Source organism: Sphingomonas naasensis (assembly GCF_004792695.1).
GTDB lineage: Bacteria > Pseudomonadota > Alphaproteobacteria > Sphingomonadales > Sphingomonadaceae > Sphingomonas > Sphingomonas naasensis.
Map to the genome: position 1 here is coordinate 123,142 of NZ_SRXU01000002.1, position 16,790 is coordinate 139,931.

Here is a 16,790-nt window from a genome sequence, read left to right on the forward strand (position 1 = left end):
CGAGTGGGAAGGATGAGGGGGACTGAGACTCACTCCCCCTCACCCTTCCGCCGACTTCGTCGGCTCCCTCCCTCTCCCACAAGGGGAGAGGGAGGTTTAAGCAGCCGCCAGCTTGAAGTCCTTGTACTGGGCGCGGATCGCGGTCTTGAGCAGCTTGCCGGTGGCGGTATGCGGCAGCGAGTCGACGAAATGGATCTCGTCGGGCAGCCACCATTTGGCGACATGCTTCTCGAGATGCGCCTGGATCTGATCGGCGGTCACTTCGCTGTCGGGCTTGCGGACAATGAGCAGGATCGGGCGCTCGTCCCATTTGGGATGGAACACGCCGATCGCCGCGGCCTCGGCGACGCCGGCGCAGCCGACCGCGGCGTTCTCGAGCTCGACCGAGCTGATCCACTCGCCGCCCGATTTGATCACGTCCTTGGCGCGATCGGTGATCTGCATCGTGCCGTCGGGGTGGAGCACCGCGACATCGCCGGTGTCGAACCAATTGTCGGGATCGACCGCGAGCTGCTCCTCGCCGAAATATTGGCGGATGATCCACGGCCCGCGCACCTGCAGCCGGCCCGAGCTCTTGCCGTCGCGGGGCTGATCGACGCCCTCTTCGTCGACGACGCGCAGCTCGACGCCGAACGGCACCTTGCCCTGCTTCGAGACCTGATCGACCTTCGCCTCGAAGCTCAGTTCGTCGAAATCGGGCGACGGCGCGCCCATCGTCCCGATCGGCGACGTCTCGGTCATCCCCCAGGCGTGGTTGACCCGGATGCCCATCTTCATCAGCCGCTCGATCATCGCGCGCGGCGCCGCCGAGCCGCCGATCGTGACGATGCGGAGATGCTCGGGCGCCTTGCCGCTGGCATCCATATACTGGAACATCGCGAACCAGACGGTGGGCACGCCGGCGCTGTGCGTCACCTTCTCGCGGTTCATCAGCTCGCACAGCACGACGGGATCGTTGATCGCCGAGAAGACGAACTTCACGCCCACCGCCGCGCCGGCGAAGGGCAGGCCCCAGCCGACCGCGTGGAACATCGGCACGATCGGCATCGCCACCGATTGGGTGGAGAGATCGAACTCGGCGGGCTGGAGCTCGGTGATCGCGTGGATCACGGTCGAGCGATGGGTGTAGAGCACGCCCTTGGGATTACCGGTGGTGCCGCTGGTGTAGCAGAGCATGCAGGGCTCGCGCTCGTCGCCCTCGACCCAGGCATAGTCGCCGGTCTCGGGCGCGAGCAGCGCTTCGAACGCGCCGTCGTCGAAGCAGATATAATGCTCGATCGTCGTCCATTGCGGCTTGAGCTTGTCGACGATCGGCTGGAAGGCGCGATCGTAGAGCAGCACCCGGTCTTCGGCATGGTTGGCGATGAAGGCGAGCTGATCCTCGAACAGCCGCGGATTGATCGTGTGGATCACCCCGCCCATGCCGATCGCGCCGTACCAGGCGACAAGGTGGCGGCTATGGTTCATCGCGAGCGTGGCGACGCGATCGCCCTTGGCGATGCCGAGCCGTTCGAGCGCCTGGGCGAGCTTGCGGGCGTCGCGCGCGACCCCCGCCCAATCGGTGCGCGTCTCGCTGCCATCGGCCCAGCGCGTGACGATCTCGCGCGGGCCGTGCTCGCGCGCGGCGTGATCGAGCAGGCGCATCACGCGCAGCTCGAAATCCTGCATTCCACCCAGCATCGCTCTCTCCGGCGCTTATGTTTTCGAGGAGAGGGTATGCCTGGAGTGCGGGGGTGTCGAGGGGGACGGCCGGCGGCAATGATTCGTTACGGGGGGCCTGTCCCCAATCCGTCATCCCGGCCTTGTGCCGGGATCCACCAGGAGGCACGCGTGACCCTCAAGCCGCTTGCTTCTCGATCGCGGCGCAGTGGATCCCGGCACAAGGCCGGGATGACGGTGGAAGTGACAATCCTCCTCTCCGGGGGATCTACGCCGCTTCGGCGAGCGTCACTTCGGGGCGGCCGAAGCGCGCCGAGGCGATCCCGGGGAGCCCGCGGATGCGCTCGACCATTTCCTCGTCGATGCGGAAGTTGCGGCCGATCACGACTTCGGCCTGGCCTTCGGCACCGAATGGCGCCCAGACGCGGACCGTGCTGCGGCCGCCGCGCTCGCCGCCGATGAGCTCGGCGAGGCGCGGGAGCACCGCGGCGTCGGTGACGGTGAGGTCGACGATCAGCCGGGCGGTGTTGGCGATGCTCTCGAACGGCTGGACGCGCTTGATCGAGACGCGCGGGGTATCCTCGCCCGGGCGCTTGTCGAGCTCGACGGTGAGCAAGGCGCAGCCGCCCTCGCGCGCGGCGTCTTCCATGTCCTTGGCAGCGAACTCGTCGAAGCAGCTGCACAAGGTCTGCGCGCTGGTGTCCGAGATCGTCGCCATCATGTAGCGATTGCCGCGCGCCGAGGTGCGCCAGCGCGCGTCCTCGATCAGCGCGGCGATCGTCGCGCCGACACGGCCGCCCTCGGGGATCGGCACTTCGTTCAGCGTCGCGATCTCGCGCGCGCCCTGGCTGCGGACGAGATGCGCGTAGCGATCGAGCGGATGCGCCGAGAAATAATAGCCGAACGCATCCTTTTCGGCGGCGATCTTGTCGGCGAGCGACCAGACCGCGCTGCGCGGCAGATTGATCGCGCCGCCGCTCGGCTCGGACTCACCGAACAGGCCGCCCTGCCCGCTGGTGCGGCTTTCATGCGTGCGCTGGGCGACCGCGAGGATCGTCTCGGCGGCGGCATGGACGCCGGCGCGATTGGGCTCGATCACATCGAACGCGCCCGCCGCGGCAAGCGTCTCGAGCTGACGCTTGTTGAGCAGCCGCGGGTCGACCCGCTTGGCGAAATCGTCGAGCGACTGGAAGCTGCCGCGCGTCTCGCGCTCCTCGACGAGCAATTCCATCGCGCGCTCGCCGACGCCCTTGAGCGCGCCGAGCGCATAGCGCACCGCCAGCCCCGCCTCGGTCTTCTCGACATGGAAATCGGCGAGGCTCTTGTTGATGTCGGGCGACAGCGCCTCGATGTCGAGCCGACGCATATCGTCGGCGAAGATCGCGAGCTTGTCGGTCTGGTGGATGTCGTACGCCATCGAGGCGGCGAAGAATTCGTGCGGGTGGTGCGCCTTGAGCCACGCGGTCTGATAGGCGAGCAGCGCATAGGCGGCGGCGTGCGACTTGTTGAAGCCATAGCCGGCGAACTTGTCGATCAAATCGAACAACTCGTTGGCCTTGCTCGCCTTGATGTCGTTCACCTTCGCGCAGCCTTCGACGAAGATCGCGCGCTGCTGATCCATCTCGGCCTTGATCTTCTTGCCCATCGCGCGGCGGAGCATGTCGGCGCCGCCGAGGCTGTAGCCCGCGAGGATCTGCGCGGCCTGCATCACCTGCTCCTGATAGACGAAGATCCCGTAGGTCTCCTTCAGGATCGGCTCGAGCGCCGGGTGGGGATAGACGATCTCCTCGCGCCCGGCCTTGCGGTGGCCGAAGCTCGGGATGTTGTCCATCGGTCCGGGGCGATAGAGCGAGACGAGCGCGATGATGTCGCCGAAATTGGTCGGGCGCACCGCGGTCAGCGTGCGCCGCATGCCTTCGGATTCGAGCTGGAACACGCCGACCGTGTCGCCGCGCTGGAGCAGATCGTAGACTTCGGGATCGTCCCAGCCGAGCGTGTCGAGATCGACCTCGATGCCGCGATCGGCGAGCAGCTCGACCGCTTTCTTGAGCACCGACAGCGTCTTGAGGCCGAGAAAGTCGAACTTCACGAGGCCGGCGCCCTCGACATATTTCATGTCGAACTGGGTGACCGGCATGTCCGAGCGCGGATCGCGATACAGGGGCACGAGCTGGGCGAGCGGGCGATCGCCGATCACCACGCCGGCGGCGTGCGTCGACGAGTGGCGCGGCAGGCCCTCGAGCCGCATCGACAGGTCGACCAGATGGCGGACGTCGCTGTGGTTCTTGTACTCGGCGTGGAACTCGCTGATGCCGTTGAGCGTGCGCTCGAGCGTCCACGGATCGGTCGGCAGATTGGGAATCTGCTTGGCGAGCCGATCGACCTGGCCATAGCTCATCTGGAGCACGCGGCCGACATCCTTGAGCACCGCACGCGCCTTCATCGTCCCGAAGGTGATGATCTGCGCGACGGTGTCGCGGCCATATTTCTCCTGGACGTAACGGATCACCTCGCCGCGGCGGGTTTCGCAAAAGTCGATGTCGAAGTCGGGCATCGACACGCGTTCCGGGTTGAGGAAGCGTTCGAAGAGCAGGCCGAGCTTCAAGGGATCGAGATCGGTGATCGTCAGCACCCAGGCAACCACCGAACCCGCGCCCGAACCACGGCCCGGGCCGACGGGGATGTCGTGCGCCTTGGCCCATTTGATGAAGTCCGCGACGATCAGGAAATAACCGGGGAAGCCCATCTGGATGATGACGTCGAGCTCGAACTCGAGCCGCTCGGCATAAAGCTGGCGCTCGTCGGCGGCGGTGATCCCGGCCTTGGCCAGCCGCATCTCGAGACCTTGGCGGGCCTGTTCGCGCAGCATCGCCGCCTCGCCTTCGCGATCGCCGGCGAGGCTGGGCAGGATCGGCTTGCGCTTGGGCGCGGCATAGGCGCTGCGCTGCGCGACGACGAGCGTGTTGGCGATCGCCTCGGGCAGGTCGGCGAACAGCGACTTCATCTCGGTCGCGGGCTTCATCCAGGCGTCGGGCGAGCTGCGCGGGCGATCGTCGGAGGCGACATAGGAGGAATTGGCGATGCAGAGCATCGCGTCGTGCGCCTCGTGGAAGGTCTCCTCGGCGAAGCAGCACGGATTGGTGCCGACGATCGGGAGATCGCGGGCATAGGCATAGTCGAGCAGCCTGGGCTCGGCGCGGCCCTCGACTTCGTTCAGCCGGCGGACGATCTCGATATAGAGCCGGTCGGGGAACAGCGTCTCGAGCCGCCGGGCATAGGCTTCGGCGGCGGCATCCTGCCCCTCGGCATAGAGCCGGGCGAGCGCGCCCTCGGCGCCGGCGGTGAGGCATAGCAGCCCGTCGGTGCGCCCCGCGAGCGCCTCCATCGTGACGTGCGCATCCTCCTCGATCGGGCGATCGAGATGCGCCGCCGAAACGAGGTGGCAGAGATTGAGATAGCCGGTCTCGTCCTGCGCGTAGAGCGCCAGCCAATCGATCGCCGGCGGGGCGCCCTCGGCGAGCTCGGGGCGCTTGACCGCGAGCAAGGTGCCGACGATCGGCTGGACGCCGGCCTTCTTGCACGCATCCGAGAAGGACATGGCGGCATAGAGCCCGTTGCGATCGACGACCGCGACCGCGGGGAAGCCGAGCTCGCGCGCGCGCTTGGCGATCGCCTTGGGCTCGATCGCGCCTTCGAGCATGGTGTAGGAGGAGAAGACCCGAAGCGGTACGAATCCCGAATGCGCCATCGCGAGACCCTAGCCGCGTGGGCCGGGCTTTGCCAACGCGGCCCGGGAGCTTTCCACAGCTTTCCCAAAAGTAACCATCGGCATCCGTAACAACCCGATGGGTGGAGTCGCTTATGGGGACCGACCTGAATGGCGACTCACCCGCCGGCTGGGCCAAAGCGTGGTTAACGAGATCAACCTCTCGATCGCCGACGCGCCCGTCCTGGGCAGTGCCCGCGATCCGGTAACTGGAGTAGCCGCCGATGACCCTCTTCTGCACGGTGATGAACCATGTCCCTTCGGCGCGGCGTCACCACAATCAGGGGATGGAATTCAGCATCTGCCACCGCTGCGGCTGCGACATGATCCGCACCGATGCGGCGGGCGACTGGACGCAGGTGCCGCAGGGCTTCCGCGTGGTGTGGCGCGAGTTCGGCCGGGCGAGCGACGCCACCGACGTCGCCCAGCGCATGCACCGGCTCGCCCCGCCGGCGCGCCGCCGCGAGGCGCGCAACGCCCGCCCCGCCCCGCGCCGCGACCCGCGCGGCCGCCCGATCGCCGGCGCGACCTCGATGGTCGCGATGCTCGCCAAGCTGGGCAAGCTCGTCGCCGGCGACGATGGCGAGAAGCCGCTGATGGAGAAGAACGGCCAGTATGTGATCTGCCTGCCCGGGCCGTCGGGGCGCTGAGGTTCTGCAATTCTCCTCCCTCCCAGGGAGGGATTAGGGGTGGGTAAGAAATGGTCGGGCTCGATGCCCGGCCTTTTCTTGATTCCATGCAGCTCGATGGGCGCGCCTGCGGCGCGCACCCACCCCCTGCCCCTCCCTTGCAGGGAGGGGCGTTACAGAAGCTTCTCGATATCGCCGGCGATGTCCTTCGGCGACGTGGTCGGCGCATAGCGGTCGACTGCCCTGCCCTCGCGATCGACGAGGAACTTGGTGAAGTTCCACTTGATCGCCTTCGAGCCGAGCAGCCCCGGCGCTTCCTTCTTGAGATGCTCGAACAGGGGCGCGGCATCGGCGCCGTTGACGTCGACCTTGGCGTAGACCGGGAAGGTCACGTCATAGGTCAGCGAGCAGAAATTGGCGATCTCCGCCGCGTCGCCCGGCTCCTGCGCGCCGAACTGATTGCACGGGAAGCCCAGCACCGAAAAGCCGCGGTCCTTGTACTGGCGCTGGAGCGCCTCGAGCTCGGCATATTGCGGGGTGAAGCCGCATTTCGAGGCGGTGTTGACGATCAGCAGCACCTCGCCGGCGTGATCGGCGAGCGTGGTCTCCGCACCATCGGCGGTGCGGACGGGGATCTCGGTGATCGCGGTCATGCGGCCTCTCCATCGTAGCGGGACATCAGCAATTCGAGATTGCGGCGCACCCCCGGCCATTCGTGCGCGAGGATCGAATAGACTGCGCTGTCGCGCAGATGCCCCTTGAGGATCAGATGGCCGCGCAGCACCCCGTCGAGCCGCGCCCCCAGCCGCTCGATCGCGCGGCGCGAGGCGTGGTTGAGGAAATCGGTGCGGATCTGGACGCAGTGCACCCCGAGTGTCTCGAAGGCGTGACCGAGCAGCAGATATTTGGCCTCGGTGTTGAGCCCGGTGCGCTGGACGCGCGGCGCATAGAGCGTGCCGCCGATCTCGACGCGGCGATGCCCCGGGCTCATCCGCAGGAAGCGGGTGACGCCAGAGACGCGGCCCTCGGCATCGAGCACGGTGAAGGGCAGGTTGCGCCCCGCCACGGTGTCGAACGCGACGCGATCATACCAGGCGTCGAACGTCTCGGCATTCGGCACGGTGGTGTGGAACAGCTGGTGGAGGCCCTCGAAGGCGTCGAGCAGCGCCGGACGGTCCTCGCGGACCATCGGGCGCAGCGTGACGTGGCGGCCGGCGAGCGTCGGCGTCTCGCGCCAGACATTCACTCCAGATGGCCCTCGTGCAGCCGCACCACCCGGTCCATCCGTTCGGCGAGGCGTTCGTTGTGCGTCGCGACGAGGGCCGCCGAGCCTTCGTCGCGGACCAGCTTGAGAAATTCGGCGAACACGCGGTCGGCGGTGGCCTCGTCGAGATTGCCGGTGGGCTCGTCGGCGAGCACCAGCGCCGGCCGGTTGGCCAGCGCGCGGGCGACCGCGACGCGCTGCTGCTCGCCGCCCGAGAGCTGGTTGGGACGATGGGTCAGCCGCTGCGCCAGACCGAGCGCGGCGAGAAGCTGCCCGGCGCGGGCATCGGCATCGGCGCGGGTGGCGCCGTGGATCATCTGCGGCAGCACGACATTCTCGATCGCGCTGAAATCGGGGAGCAGATGGTGGAACTGGTAGACGAAGCCGAGGCTGTCGCGGCGGACCTCGGTGCGGCCGCCGGCGGGGAGCTGCGCGGCTTCCCTGCCCGCGATGCGGATCGAGCCCTCGAACCCGCCCTCGAGCAGCCCCACGGCCTGCAGCAAAGTCGACTTGCCCGAGCCCGACGGGCCGAGCAGCGCGACGATCTCGCCGGGCAGGATATCGAGATCGATGCCGCGCAGCACCTCGATCACGACCTCGCCCTGCCTGAAGCTGCGCTTGAGTCCGCGCGTCTGAAGAATGGGTTCAGCCATGAGCGTTCTCGATCCTCCCCCGGAGGGGGAGGGGGACCATGCAAAGCATGGTGGAGGGGTAAGTGTGGCTGGGCGACGCGCAAGAGATAACGGTTTCTCGTTCGCGGAGACTACCCCTCCACCGCTGCGCGGTCCCCCTCCCCCTCCGGGGGAGGATTTGCACGAGACTATTCATAACGCAGCACCTGGACCGGATCGGTGCTCGCCGCCTTCCAGGCCGGATAGAGCGTGGCGAGGAAGGTGAAGATCATCGCCATCACGCAGATCCCGATCGTCTCGATCGGATCGGTCTTGGCGGGCAATTCGGTGAGGAAGCGCATCGACGGGTCCCAGACCTGCTGCCCGGTGACCAGCCCGATGAACTGGACGACCTGCGCGCGGAAAGTGATGAACAGGAAGCCGAGCACCCCGCCCGCGGCGACGCCGAGCGCGCCGATCGTGGTGCCGACGGTCACGAATATCCGCATCAGCCCGCCGCGCGTCGCGCCCATCGTTCGCAAGACCGCGATGTCGCGGGTCTTGGACCGCACCAACATGATCAGCGACGAGACGATATTGAACGAGGCGACCACGAGGATGATCGACAGCACGGTAAACGAGACGATCCGATCAACCTGCAGTGCCTCGAACAGCTCGCGGTTCATCTGGCGCCAGTCGACGATCTGGCCGCTCTTGCCGACCTTGTCGACCAGCGGCGCGACGATCTGCTGGACATTGTCGGGCGCGTTGGTGTCCATCTCGACCATGCTCACCGCGTCGCCGAGCAGCAGCAGGGTCTGCGCGTCCTCGATCGGCATGATCACGAAGATCTTGTCGAAATCATAGACGCCGACCTCGAAGATCGCCTCGACCGTGTAGCTGACCGAGCGGTACATCGTGCCCATCGGCGTCGCGGCCCCCGCGGGATTGATGATCGTGATCTTGCTGCCGACGGTGGCGCCGAGCGATTCCGCCAGCCGCGAGCCGATCGCTACCTGCTCGCCGCCGGGCTTGAGCCGGCTGAGCGAGCCGATCACTTCCTTGCCCTTGAGCGCGGGATTGTTGCGGATGTCCTCGACGCGCATGCCGCGGACCTGGGCGAACTCGACGCGGCCATTATAGTTGGCGAACAAGGGCTGCTCGATCAGGGGCGTCGCGCTGGTGATGCCGGGCGTGGCCTTGGCTGCCTCGACGATCTGGCGCCAGTCGCGCAGCTGCCCGGCATAGCCCTGGACCACGGCATGGCCGTTCAATCCGGTGATCTTGTCGAACAGCTCGGCCCGGAAGCCGTTCATCACGCTCATCACGACGATCAGCGCGGCGACGCCGAGCATCACCGCGACGAGGCTGAACCCGGCGACGACGGCGATGAACGCCTCGCTGCGGCCAGGCAGGAGATAACGGCGGGCGATCATCCGCTCGTAGCGCGAGAGTAGCATGCGGTCGGTTGGGCCCTGACGTGAGTGCTCGTCGCTGCTCTAGGCCAGGCGGGGCGCCGCTGGCAATGGATTGCCCGCCAGAGGCGTGTGTCCGCTATGTTGCCGATTCACCACAGGGTGCGACCAATCTGTTCCTAGCCTTTGTAAATCCGGTGACAAAGGCCGTCCGCCGACGTAGCAAACGCCTGTCGAAACGCAGGCAGCAAATGGCCGTGGTTCGGGGAGGGCTCCGCCCCGCTCGTAGGCAAGTACGAGCGTGCGGGCAGAGCCTGACAAAGGGGGCTGACGAGCAGTCGTCACGCAGGCGCCCGGATCGGAAACGGTCCGGGCGTTTGCCGTTCCGGCTCCCGCTTTTCTTACCTGGATCGGAAAGAGGGAGACGGTGCGGGCGCCGCCTCCCTCCCCTAACCTCCCCCGGCCATGGCGAGAGGCTAGTCTGCGCGACGATCAGAAGCTGCTGCTGACCGTCAAGCCATAGGTCCTCGGATCGGCCGGCTGGCCGACGATCAGGCCGGTGCTGCCCGACTGCGCCGAGAGCAGCTCGAAATAATGCTGATCGAAGGCGTTGCGGACCCAGCCGAAGATGTTGAAATCGCCCTCGCGATAGCCGAGGCGGAAGTTCGACAGTGAATAGCCGTCGATATCCATGTAGCGCGAGCGCGACGGGTTCGACGAGAATTTCGAGCGATAGCTGCCGTCATAGCCGAGATAGACCTGGCCATTGCCGACCGGCACATTGCCCTCACCGCCCCATGCCAGCGACCATTTGGAGATTCCGGGCAGCCACTGTCCCGAAATGTCGCAAAAGGCCGGGCTGAGACCGCCCGGCGTGCCCGGCGCGCCCGGCGTCTGGGCGGCGGTCGCAGTGGTGCCGCCGGCGAGCTCGGGCGGGCACGGCGCGTCCTTGAAGCTGGCATAGGTCGCATCGGTGAACGCGGCGTTGCCGTAAACGTTGAACCGCGCGCTCGGGCGGAAGCTGCTGTCGAGCTCGAAGCCGCGGACGCGGACCTTCTCGGCATTGGCGAGATAGCCGCGGATCACGCCGAGCTGACCGTTGGTCACCGTCGCCTGATAATCGTTCACCTCGGTCCAATAGGCGGCGAGATTGAGCGTCACCTTGCGATCGGCGAACTGGGTCTTGAGGCCGATCTCATAGTGATTGACCTTTTCCGGCTTCACCGTGGCGACGGCGAGGATCGGATTGTTCGCCGCGTCGAGCGGCAGGCCCGACAGGTTGATCCCGCCCGATTTGAAGCTGCGCGCATAAGTGGCGTAGGCGTGGATATCGGGCGAGAAATCGTACGAGACGGTGAAATCGCCCGAGACGTTCCAGTCGCTGAACGCGGGCTCATAGGCCTGCGGCGCGAGCACGCCGCGCTGATCGGAGGTCAGCGTGGTGCTGCCGGCGCCGGTGGTCACCACCGAGACATAGGAGCCGCGCTTCTTATCGTAATTGACGCGCAGGCCCGGCTGGATGTGGAGCCCCTCGGCGACTTCCCAGTTGAGCTTGCCGAACACCGCGAAGCTGGTGTTGTCGAAGCTGATCGTGTTGGTCGAGGTCAGCCCGTTGAGCACGGCGGGGTTGCACGCCGCGGTGGTCGCGGTGGCGCAGCCGCTCGATCCCGGCGGCACCGAGGCGCCGGGATTGAGCAGCCAGCGGCTCGCTGCCGGGCCCTGGACCTGCGAGCCCTGGGTATCGATCGTCTGATGGAAGTAGAAGGCGCCGAGCGTGTACTGGAGCGGGCCGGAGCCGTTCGAGGCGATGCGCAGCTCCTGCGAGAATTGCTTCTGCTGCGAGGGGTTCTGCGACACGGTGGTGATCGGCAGGCCGATGAAATCGCGATCGTTCGCGGGCAGCCAGTCCCAATAGCGCCACGCCGTCACCGAGGTGATCGTCGCGCCGCCGATATTCCAATTGCCGACCAGCGAGGCACCGCCGATTTCCTGCCGCGAGTTCGAATCGGCATCGAGATCGGTGACGCGATCGAAGGGATCCTTGCTCGGCGGGGCATAGCCGAACGCGGCGGCGAGCGCGGCATATTGGCGGTTGAGCGGACGCTGGGTAGCGCCTTCGCGCGCATAATATTGGACGCAGCACAAAGGGTTCTGGCGATTGAAGTCGCCCGAAAGGGTGAAATCGAGATCGGGGGTGGCGCGCCAGAGCAGCTGGCCACGCACCCCGAGATTGCGCAGGCGATGCTGATCGACTCCGGTGCGGACGTTGAGGACGGTGCCCTCGCGCGTGGTGCCCGAGGTCGATAGGCGGAAGGCGACATTATCGGCGAGCGGCGCCGAGACCGACGCCTTGGCCTGGAGGAATTCGTAGTTGCCGATGCTCACCTCGACCCGCGATTCGGGCTCGAAGCTCGGCGCGCGCGTGGTGATGTTGATCGCGCCGGCGGTGGTGTTCTTGCCGTAGAGCGTGCCCTGCGGGCCGCGCAGCACCTCGACGCGCTCGACATCGACGAAATCGAAGGTCGAGGCGCCGATGCGGCCGATATAGACGCCGTCGACATAGAAGCCGACGCCCTGCTCGATCCCGTCATTGGTGAGGCCGAACGGCGCGCCGAGACCGCGGATGTTGATCGCCGAGTTGCGCGGATTGCTCGAATAGAATTGCAGCGTCGGCTGCGATTGCTGGAGCCGATTGACGTTGAACGCGCCGCTTTCGGCGAGATCCTCGCCGCTCAGCACCGAGAGCGCGATCGGCACGTCCTGCACCCGCTCCTCGCGGCGGCGCGCAGTGACGACCACGTCCTGCGAATCGTCGACCGCCGGATCCTCCGCAGCGGTCTCCACCCTGGGTGGATCGTCGCGATCAGGTGCGGTCGCGCCCAGCGGCGAAGCGCTCGCGAGGAGCAGCAGCGTCAGCGAAGAAAGGCTCATCAACATCCCCTTGGTTCCAATACCCATAATGTCGATGGATTTAGTAGGTATTAGCCAGCAAGCGAATCTTTGGGAAGCCGAAGCTGCGTTTCTCGGGCGTCGCGCGGACCGATTCGACGCATCTTGAAATCGCCTTGCCGCAAACCACATTCGGCAATGTCACGGTGCCCGATGGGGCCGGACAAGCAGCGCCGCGAAATTCCGGGCGCCGCGAAGAGACGTTCAACTTGCTCAACAGAGGTTTTGAAATGCGTCAGTTCGACTTTACTCCCTTCCGTCGCTCAACCGTCGGCTTCGACCGGCTGTTCGACTTGCTCGAGGCGAGCGCCCGTCAGGCGGGCAGCGAGAATTATCCCCCCTTCAACCTCGAGCGTCTTGCCGAGGACCGGTATCGAATCACGCTCGCCGTCGCCGGCTTCAAGCCCGACGAGATCGACGTGACCGCGCAGCAGAACCTGCTCCTGGTCCAAGGCAAGAAGGCGAGCGAGAACGAGAACAACCAAGGCGCGTTCCTGCATCTCGGCATTGCCAATCGCAGCTTCGAACGCCGCTTCGAGCTGGCCGACTTCGTGCGGGTCGAGAGCGCGAACCTGGCCGACGGCCTGCTCGTCATCGATCTGGTCCGCGAGATTCCCGAGGCGATGAAGCCGAAGAAGATCGCGGTGAACGGCGGCGGCGAGGCGAAGCCGATCGAGCATCGCGACGCGGCGTAACGACCACCACGGCTAGCGGCGCTTTTCCTCCCTTTGGGCGCCGCAGCAGGGGCGTCCGGGCATTGCCCGGGCGCCCTTTGCGTTTGCGTGACGATTTAATCCTCCCTCGCGCAGCGGGGGAGGTGGCGCCGAAGGCGACGGAGGGGGCATCTCCGCAAACGACATCGCTCGCGGAGATGCCCCCTCCACCATGCTGCGCATGGTCCCCCTCCCCCGCTTCGCGAGGGAGGATTTTAGCGCAGCCTAGTTCGGCTGGATCCAGCGATTGGGGCCGATCAGCCACGGCTTGACCCGGCCGGTCGGCTGCGGCGCGCCGTCGAGGCGGACCGCGCGGAGGATCTGGACCGGGCCGGGCTGGATCATCTGGCCGCGCATCGGGCCCCTGCCCCCGCCGGTCGGCCGCGCGAGGATCTTGCGGACCACGTCCATGCCCGACACGACATGGCCGAAAGCGGCATAGCCGTTGCGGCCGGCGCCGCGCGCGTCGAGCGAGGGATTGTCGCCGACCATGATCGAGAAATTGCCGGTGGCGCCGTCGATGCTCGCGCCGTGCGCCATCGAGACCGTGCCGTCGGTGTGACGGATGCCGGTGAGGTTGGTCGGCTCGAGCGGCGGCGACGGCAGGATCCGCCGCGCGTCGCTGGCGATCCCGCCCTGGACGAAGCCGAACTTCGGGTTCCCCGTGCGGCGCGAGGCGCGATAGAAGCCGGTGCCGTCGAGCCGCCCGTCATCGACATAGGCGAGGAAGTTCGCGACCGTCTTCGGCGCGCGCTTCGCATCGAGCGCGAGGACGATGTTGCCGGCGCTGGTCTCGATCCGGACGCGGACCATGCCGGGTGCAGGACGATCCTGCGCCGACGCAGGCGAAACCAACGGCAGCAACAACGCGGCGACGAGCGCCCATAATCGGATATGCATGGAAATCCCGGTAGGACGAGGAGCGTGCTGGGGGAAGCAGGATGCGCCGCTTCGATCGCACCCGGGCGATCTTCCGGCGCGAGCCGGTTACTCGACCAGACTGACCTGCAGCGAATTGCCGCCGCCGGAGACCACCCGCACGGGCGAGTCGAAGACCTTGGTTGCCTTCACCTTGGCGTTGCCCGGCTGATCGTAGAGCGCCCGGACCATCACCTCGAGACCGCCGCCGGCCAGCGGGACAACGGTGGACGGCAACAGCGAGGCTTCGCGGAACTTGAGCTTGCCGAGGGAGAGCTGCTCCTGCTGCTTGCGGATGGCAGCGATGATCTTCGCGAACCCGGCGTCGTCGATGTCGGCCAGGGCCACTTTGCCGCTTCGCTTGGTGGTATAGGCGCGCATCGCCCTCGCGACGCGCTCCTTGCGCCCGGTGAGTAGCGTCTGGTCCTTCGATTTCTTCCTCATCATCCGCCACCTACGCTACAGGAGACATTCCGATCCGCAATTTGTGCTTCCAATCCAAACTCTTGCATAGGCCGTCGAGGTCGGGGAATATATGGGAATAATCGATCCCCACGGAAAGTAGCTTCTTCTGGAATTCGTCGCGGAGCGCCACCGGGATCTTGAACGTCATCGCATCGCTGACCACGAACGGAGCCTCGGGGTCGCCGTGTAGCGTAAACAGCCCACGCTGGGTAGTGATCCGTTGCGACACCGGCGCCGTCTCGATCACATAGACGTCGCTCTGGATTTCGAACGGGTGGCCGAAGCTGTGATTGCGTTTCACCGAGCGGCAGGTGCTGATGTCGAAACCCTCCACCGCGCCGGCCACGGTGTCGAGCGCGTAGAGAAAACAATCCCGGTCCAGCGGGTAGGACGACACCGCGAACCACGCCGCCACCAGCGGACTGGACGACCAGTCGAGCAGCCGCGTCGGCATGCCGTGGTGCTGGGCCAGCGCCAGCCATTCCCAGTCGGTCGAGACAGGCGCCGCGACATAGCTGCGCGCCAGTCGCTTGAACTGGTCGAAGAGTATTTTCTCGCGAGTCTTGGAGTAGCTGTACTCCGGCCGGCCAATCTTCGGCTTGATCTCGTTCTGCCCGGACTCGCCCCTGAACAAATGATGATCGGCATCGAACTGCTCGATCCACGCCCAGTACTGAGCCCAGAGCTGCGAAATATCTCCCCCCATGCCCCGAGCTTAAGCAAGCGGGCGAGGAAAGCAAGTTGCGCGCCCTAGACCAGCCGGCTCTGCTTGACTGCCGCCTCGATGAAGCTGGCGAACAGCGGGTGCGGATCGAACGGCTTGGACTTGAGTTCGGGATGGAACTGGACGCCGACGAACCACGGATGGTCGGGCCGCTCGACGATCTCGGGGAGCGAGCCATCGGGCGACATGCCCGAGAAGACCAGCCCGCCGGCTTCGAGAACCGGCTTGTAATGGGTGTTGACCTCGTAGCGGTGGCGGTGGCGCTCGCTGATCTCGTCCGATCCGTAGATCGACGCGACCACCGAATTGCCGCCGAGCCTGGCGGTATAGGCGCCGAGCCGCATCGTGCCGCCGAGATCGCCGCCTTCCTCGCGCTTCTGGATGCCCTCGCCGGTCATCCACTCGGTGATCATGCCGACCACCGGCTCCTCGGTCGGGCCGAACTCGGTGGTCGAGGCGTCCTTGACGCCCTGCGTCCGCGCGCCTTCGATGCACGCCATCTGCATGCCGAGGCAGATGCCGAAGAAGGGCACGTTGCGCTCGCGCGCGAAGCGGACGCCGGCGATCTTGCCCTCGCTGCCGCGCTCGCCGAAGCCGCCCGGCACGAGGATGCCGTGCATCGGCTCGAGCACCGCGGTGACTTCCTCTTCGTCGTCGCGCTCGAAAAGCTCGGCGTCGAGCCAGCGGATGTTGACCTTCACCCGATTGGCGATGCCGCCATGGGTGAGCGCCTCGGTGAGCGACTTATAGGCGTCGGGGACGCCCATATATTTGCCGACCACGCCGATCGTGACCTCGCCCTCGGGATTGGTGATCCGCTCGACGATGTCGTCCCAGCGCGCGAGATTGGGCGCTTCGCCCGGCTCGATCCCGAAGGCGCGGAGCACTTCGACGTCGAGCCCCTCGCGATGATACTGGAGCGGCACGGCGTAGATGCTCTTGGCGTCGAGCGCCGGGATCACCGCCTCGGGGCGGACGTTGCAGAACTGCGCGATCTTGGCGCGCTCGCCGGCGGGCAGATCGCGCTCCGAGCGGCAGACCAGCACGTCCGGCTGGACGCCCAATGCCGCGAGCTCGCGCACGCTGTGCTGGGTCGGCTTGGTCTTGAGCTCGCCCGCGGCGGCGATGAACGGCACCAGCGTGACATGGATGCTGACCGTCTGGCCGCGGCCGAGATCGTTGCGGAGCTGGCGAATCGCCTCGATGAACGGCAGCGATTCGATGTCGCCGACGGTGCCGCCGATCTCGCACAGCACGAAATCGAGATCGTCGGTCTCGTCCTGCGCGAACGCCTTGATCGCGTCGGTGACGTGCGGGATCACCTGGACGGTGGCGCCGAGATAGTCGCCGCGGCGCTCGCGCTCGATGATCGTCTTGTAGATCCGCCCCGAAGTGACGTTGTCCGACTGGCGCGAGGCGACTCCGGTGAAGCGCTCGTAATGGCCGAGATCGAGATCGGTCTCGGCGCCGTCGTCGGTGACGTACACCTCACCATGCTGGTGCGGCGACATCGTGCCGGGATCGACGTTGAGATAGGGATCGAACTTGCGGATGCGGACCCGATAGCCCCGGGCCTGGAGCAAAGCCGCAAGGCTCGCCGCCATCAAACCCTTGCCAAGCGAGGAGACCACGCCGCCGGTGATGAAAATATACCGCGCCATGGGAGAAAACGCCTAA

Annotated in this window: 13 protein-coding genes; 2 read left to right on the forward strand and 11 right to left on the reverse strand. The window is 66.4% G+C overall.

Annotated features, from left to right (window positions below):
* Nucleotides 1-96: 96 nt before the first annotated feature.
* Nucleotides 97-1,680 carry a long-chain fatty acid--CoA ligase gene (locus E5A74_RS05785; RefSeq protein ID WP_135983327.1) on the reverse strand — a complete coding sequence of 528 codons (1,584 nt, stop codon included), beginning with the start codon at nucleotides 1,678-1,680 and terminating at the stop codon, nucleotides 97-99.
* Nucleotides 1,681-1,927: 247 nt separating this feature from the next.
* Entirely contained in the window at nucleotides 1,928-5,407 is a 3,480-nt protein-coding gene (gene dnaE, locus E5A74_RS05790) for a DNA polymerase III subunit alpha (RefSeq protein WP_135983328.1), read from the reverse strand.
* A 242-nt stretch (nucleotides 5,408-5,649) separates the two neighbouring features.
* Between dnaE and E5A74_RS05795 the strand changes: the two genes are divergently transcribed.
* Nucleotides 5,650-6,075, forward strand: coding sequence for a hypothetical protein (locus tag E5A74_RS05795; protein ID WP_135983329.1), 426 nt, complete (start codon nucleotides 5,650-5,652; stop codon nucleotides 6,073-6,075).
* A 152-nt stretch (nucleotides 6,076-6,227) separates the two neighbouring features.
* On the opposite strand, the gene E5A74_RS05800 is transcribed toward E5A74_RS05795, so the two are convergent.
* The 5 genes from E5A74_RS05800 to E5A74_RS05820 all read right to left on the reverse strand — a co-directional run bounded on the left by E5A74_RS05800 (nucleotide 6,228) and on the right by E5A74_RS05820 (nucleotide 12,275).
* Entirely contained in the window at nucleotides 6,228-6,707 is a 480-nt protein-coding gene (locus E5A74_RS05800) for a glutathione peroxidase (RefSeq protein ID WP_135983330.1), read from the reverse strand.
* Complete coding sequence (locus E5A74_RS05805; protein WP_240699679.1) at nucleotides 6,704-7,300, reverse strand: GNAT family N-acetyltransferase; 597 nt, start codon at nucleotides 7,298-7,300, stop codon at nucleotides 6,704-6,706. The genes E5A74_RS05800 and E5A74_RS05805 overlap by 4 nt, the downstream gene beginning before the upstream one ends.
* The gene (locus E5A74_RS05810; RefSeq protein WP_135983331.1) at nucleotides 7,297-7,971 is read right to left on the reverse strand and encodes an ABC transporter ATP-binding protein; all 675 of its coding nucleotides are present in this window, start codon (nucleotides 7,969-7,971) and stop codon (nucleotides 7,297-7,299) included. Before E5A74_RS05810 ends, E5A74_RS05805 begins: the two co-directional genes overlap by 4 nt.
* 167 nt (nucleotides 7,972-8,138) lie before the next feature.
* Complete coding sequence (locus E5A74_RS05815) at nucleotides 8,139-9,389, reverse strand: lipoprotein-releasing ABC transporter permease subunit (protein ID WP_135983332.1); 1,251 nt, start codon at nucleotides 9,387-9,389, stop codon at nucleotides 8,139-8,141.
* A gap of 447 nt (nucleotides 9,390-9,836) precedes the next feature.
* Nucleotides 9,837-12,275, reverse strand: a complete 2,439-nt coding sequence (locus E5A74_RS05820) for a TonB-dependent receptor (protein ID WP_135983333.1) — start codon at nucleotides 12,273-12,275, stop codon at nucleotides 9,837-9,839.
* Nucleotides 12,276-12,523: 248 nt separating this feature from the next.
* On the opposite strand from E5A74_RS05820, the gene E5A74_RS05825 reads away from it, so the two are divergent.
* Nucleotides 12,524-12,988, forward strand: a complete 465-nt coding sequence (locus tag E5A74_RS05825) for an Hsp20 family protein (protein ID WP_135983334.1) — start codon at nucleotides 12,524-12,526, stop codon at nucleotides 12,986-12,988.
* 243 nt (nucleotides 12,989-13,231) lie between these two features.
* Here E5A74_RS05825 and E5A74_RS05830 read toward each other — a convergent pair whose 3' ends face one another.
* From E5A74_RS05830 to E5A74_RS05845, 4 genes are all read right to left on the reverse strand, one after another.
* On the reverse strand, nucleotides 13,232-13,906 hold the full coding sequence (locus E5A74_RS05830) for a peptidylprolyl isomerase (protein WP_206365781.1): 675 nt from the start codon (nucleotides 13,904-13,906) through the stop codon (nucleotides 13,232-13,234).
* A gap of 87 nt (nucleotides 13,907-13,993) precedes the next feature.
* Complete coding sequence (locus tag E5A74_RS05835; RefSeq protein WP_135983335.1) at nucleotides 13,994-14,368, reverse strand: hypothetical protein; 375 nt, start codon at nucleotides 14,366-14,368, stop codon at nucleotides 13,994-13,996.
* A 10-nt stretch (nucleotides 14,369-14,378) separates the two neighbouring features.
* Nucleotides 14,379-15,095, reverse strand: a complete 717-nt coding sequence (locus E5A74_RS05840) for an FRG domain-containing protein (protein ID WP_135983336.1) — start codon at nucleotides 15,093-15,095, stop codon at nucleotides 14,379-14,381.
* Nucleotides 15,096-15,139: 44 nt separating this feature from the next.
* A complete protein-coding gene (locus E5A74_RS05845) occupies nucleotides 15,140-16,774 on the reverse strand; it encodes a CTP synthase (protein ID WP_135983337.1) in 1,635 nt (544 codons plus the stop codon).
* Between the last annotated feature and the right edge of the window lie 16 nt (nucleotides 16,775-16,790).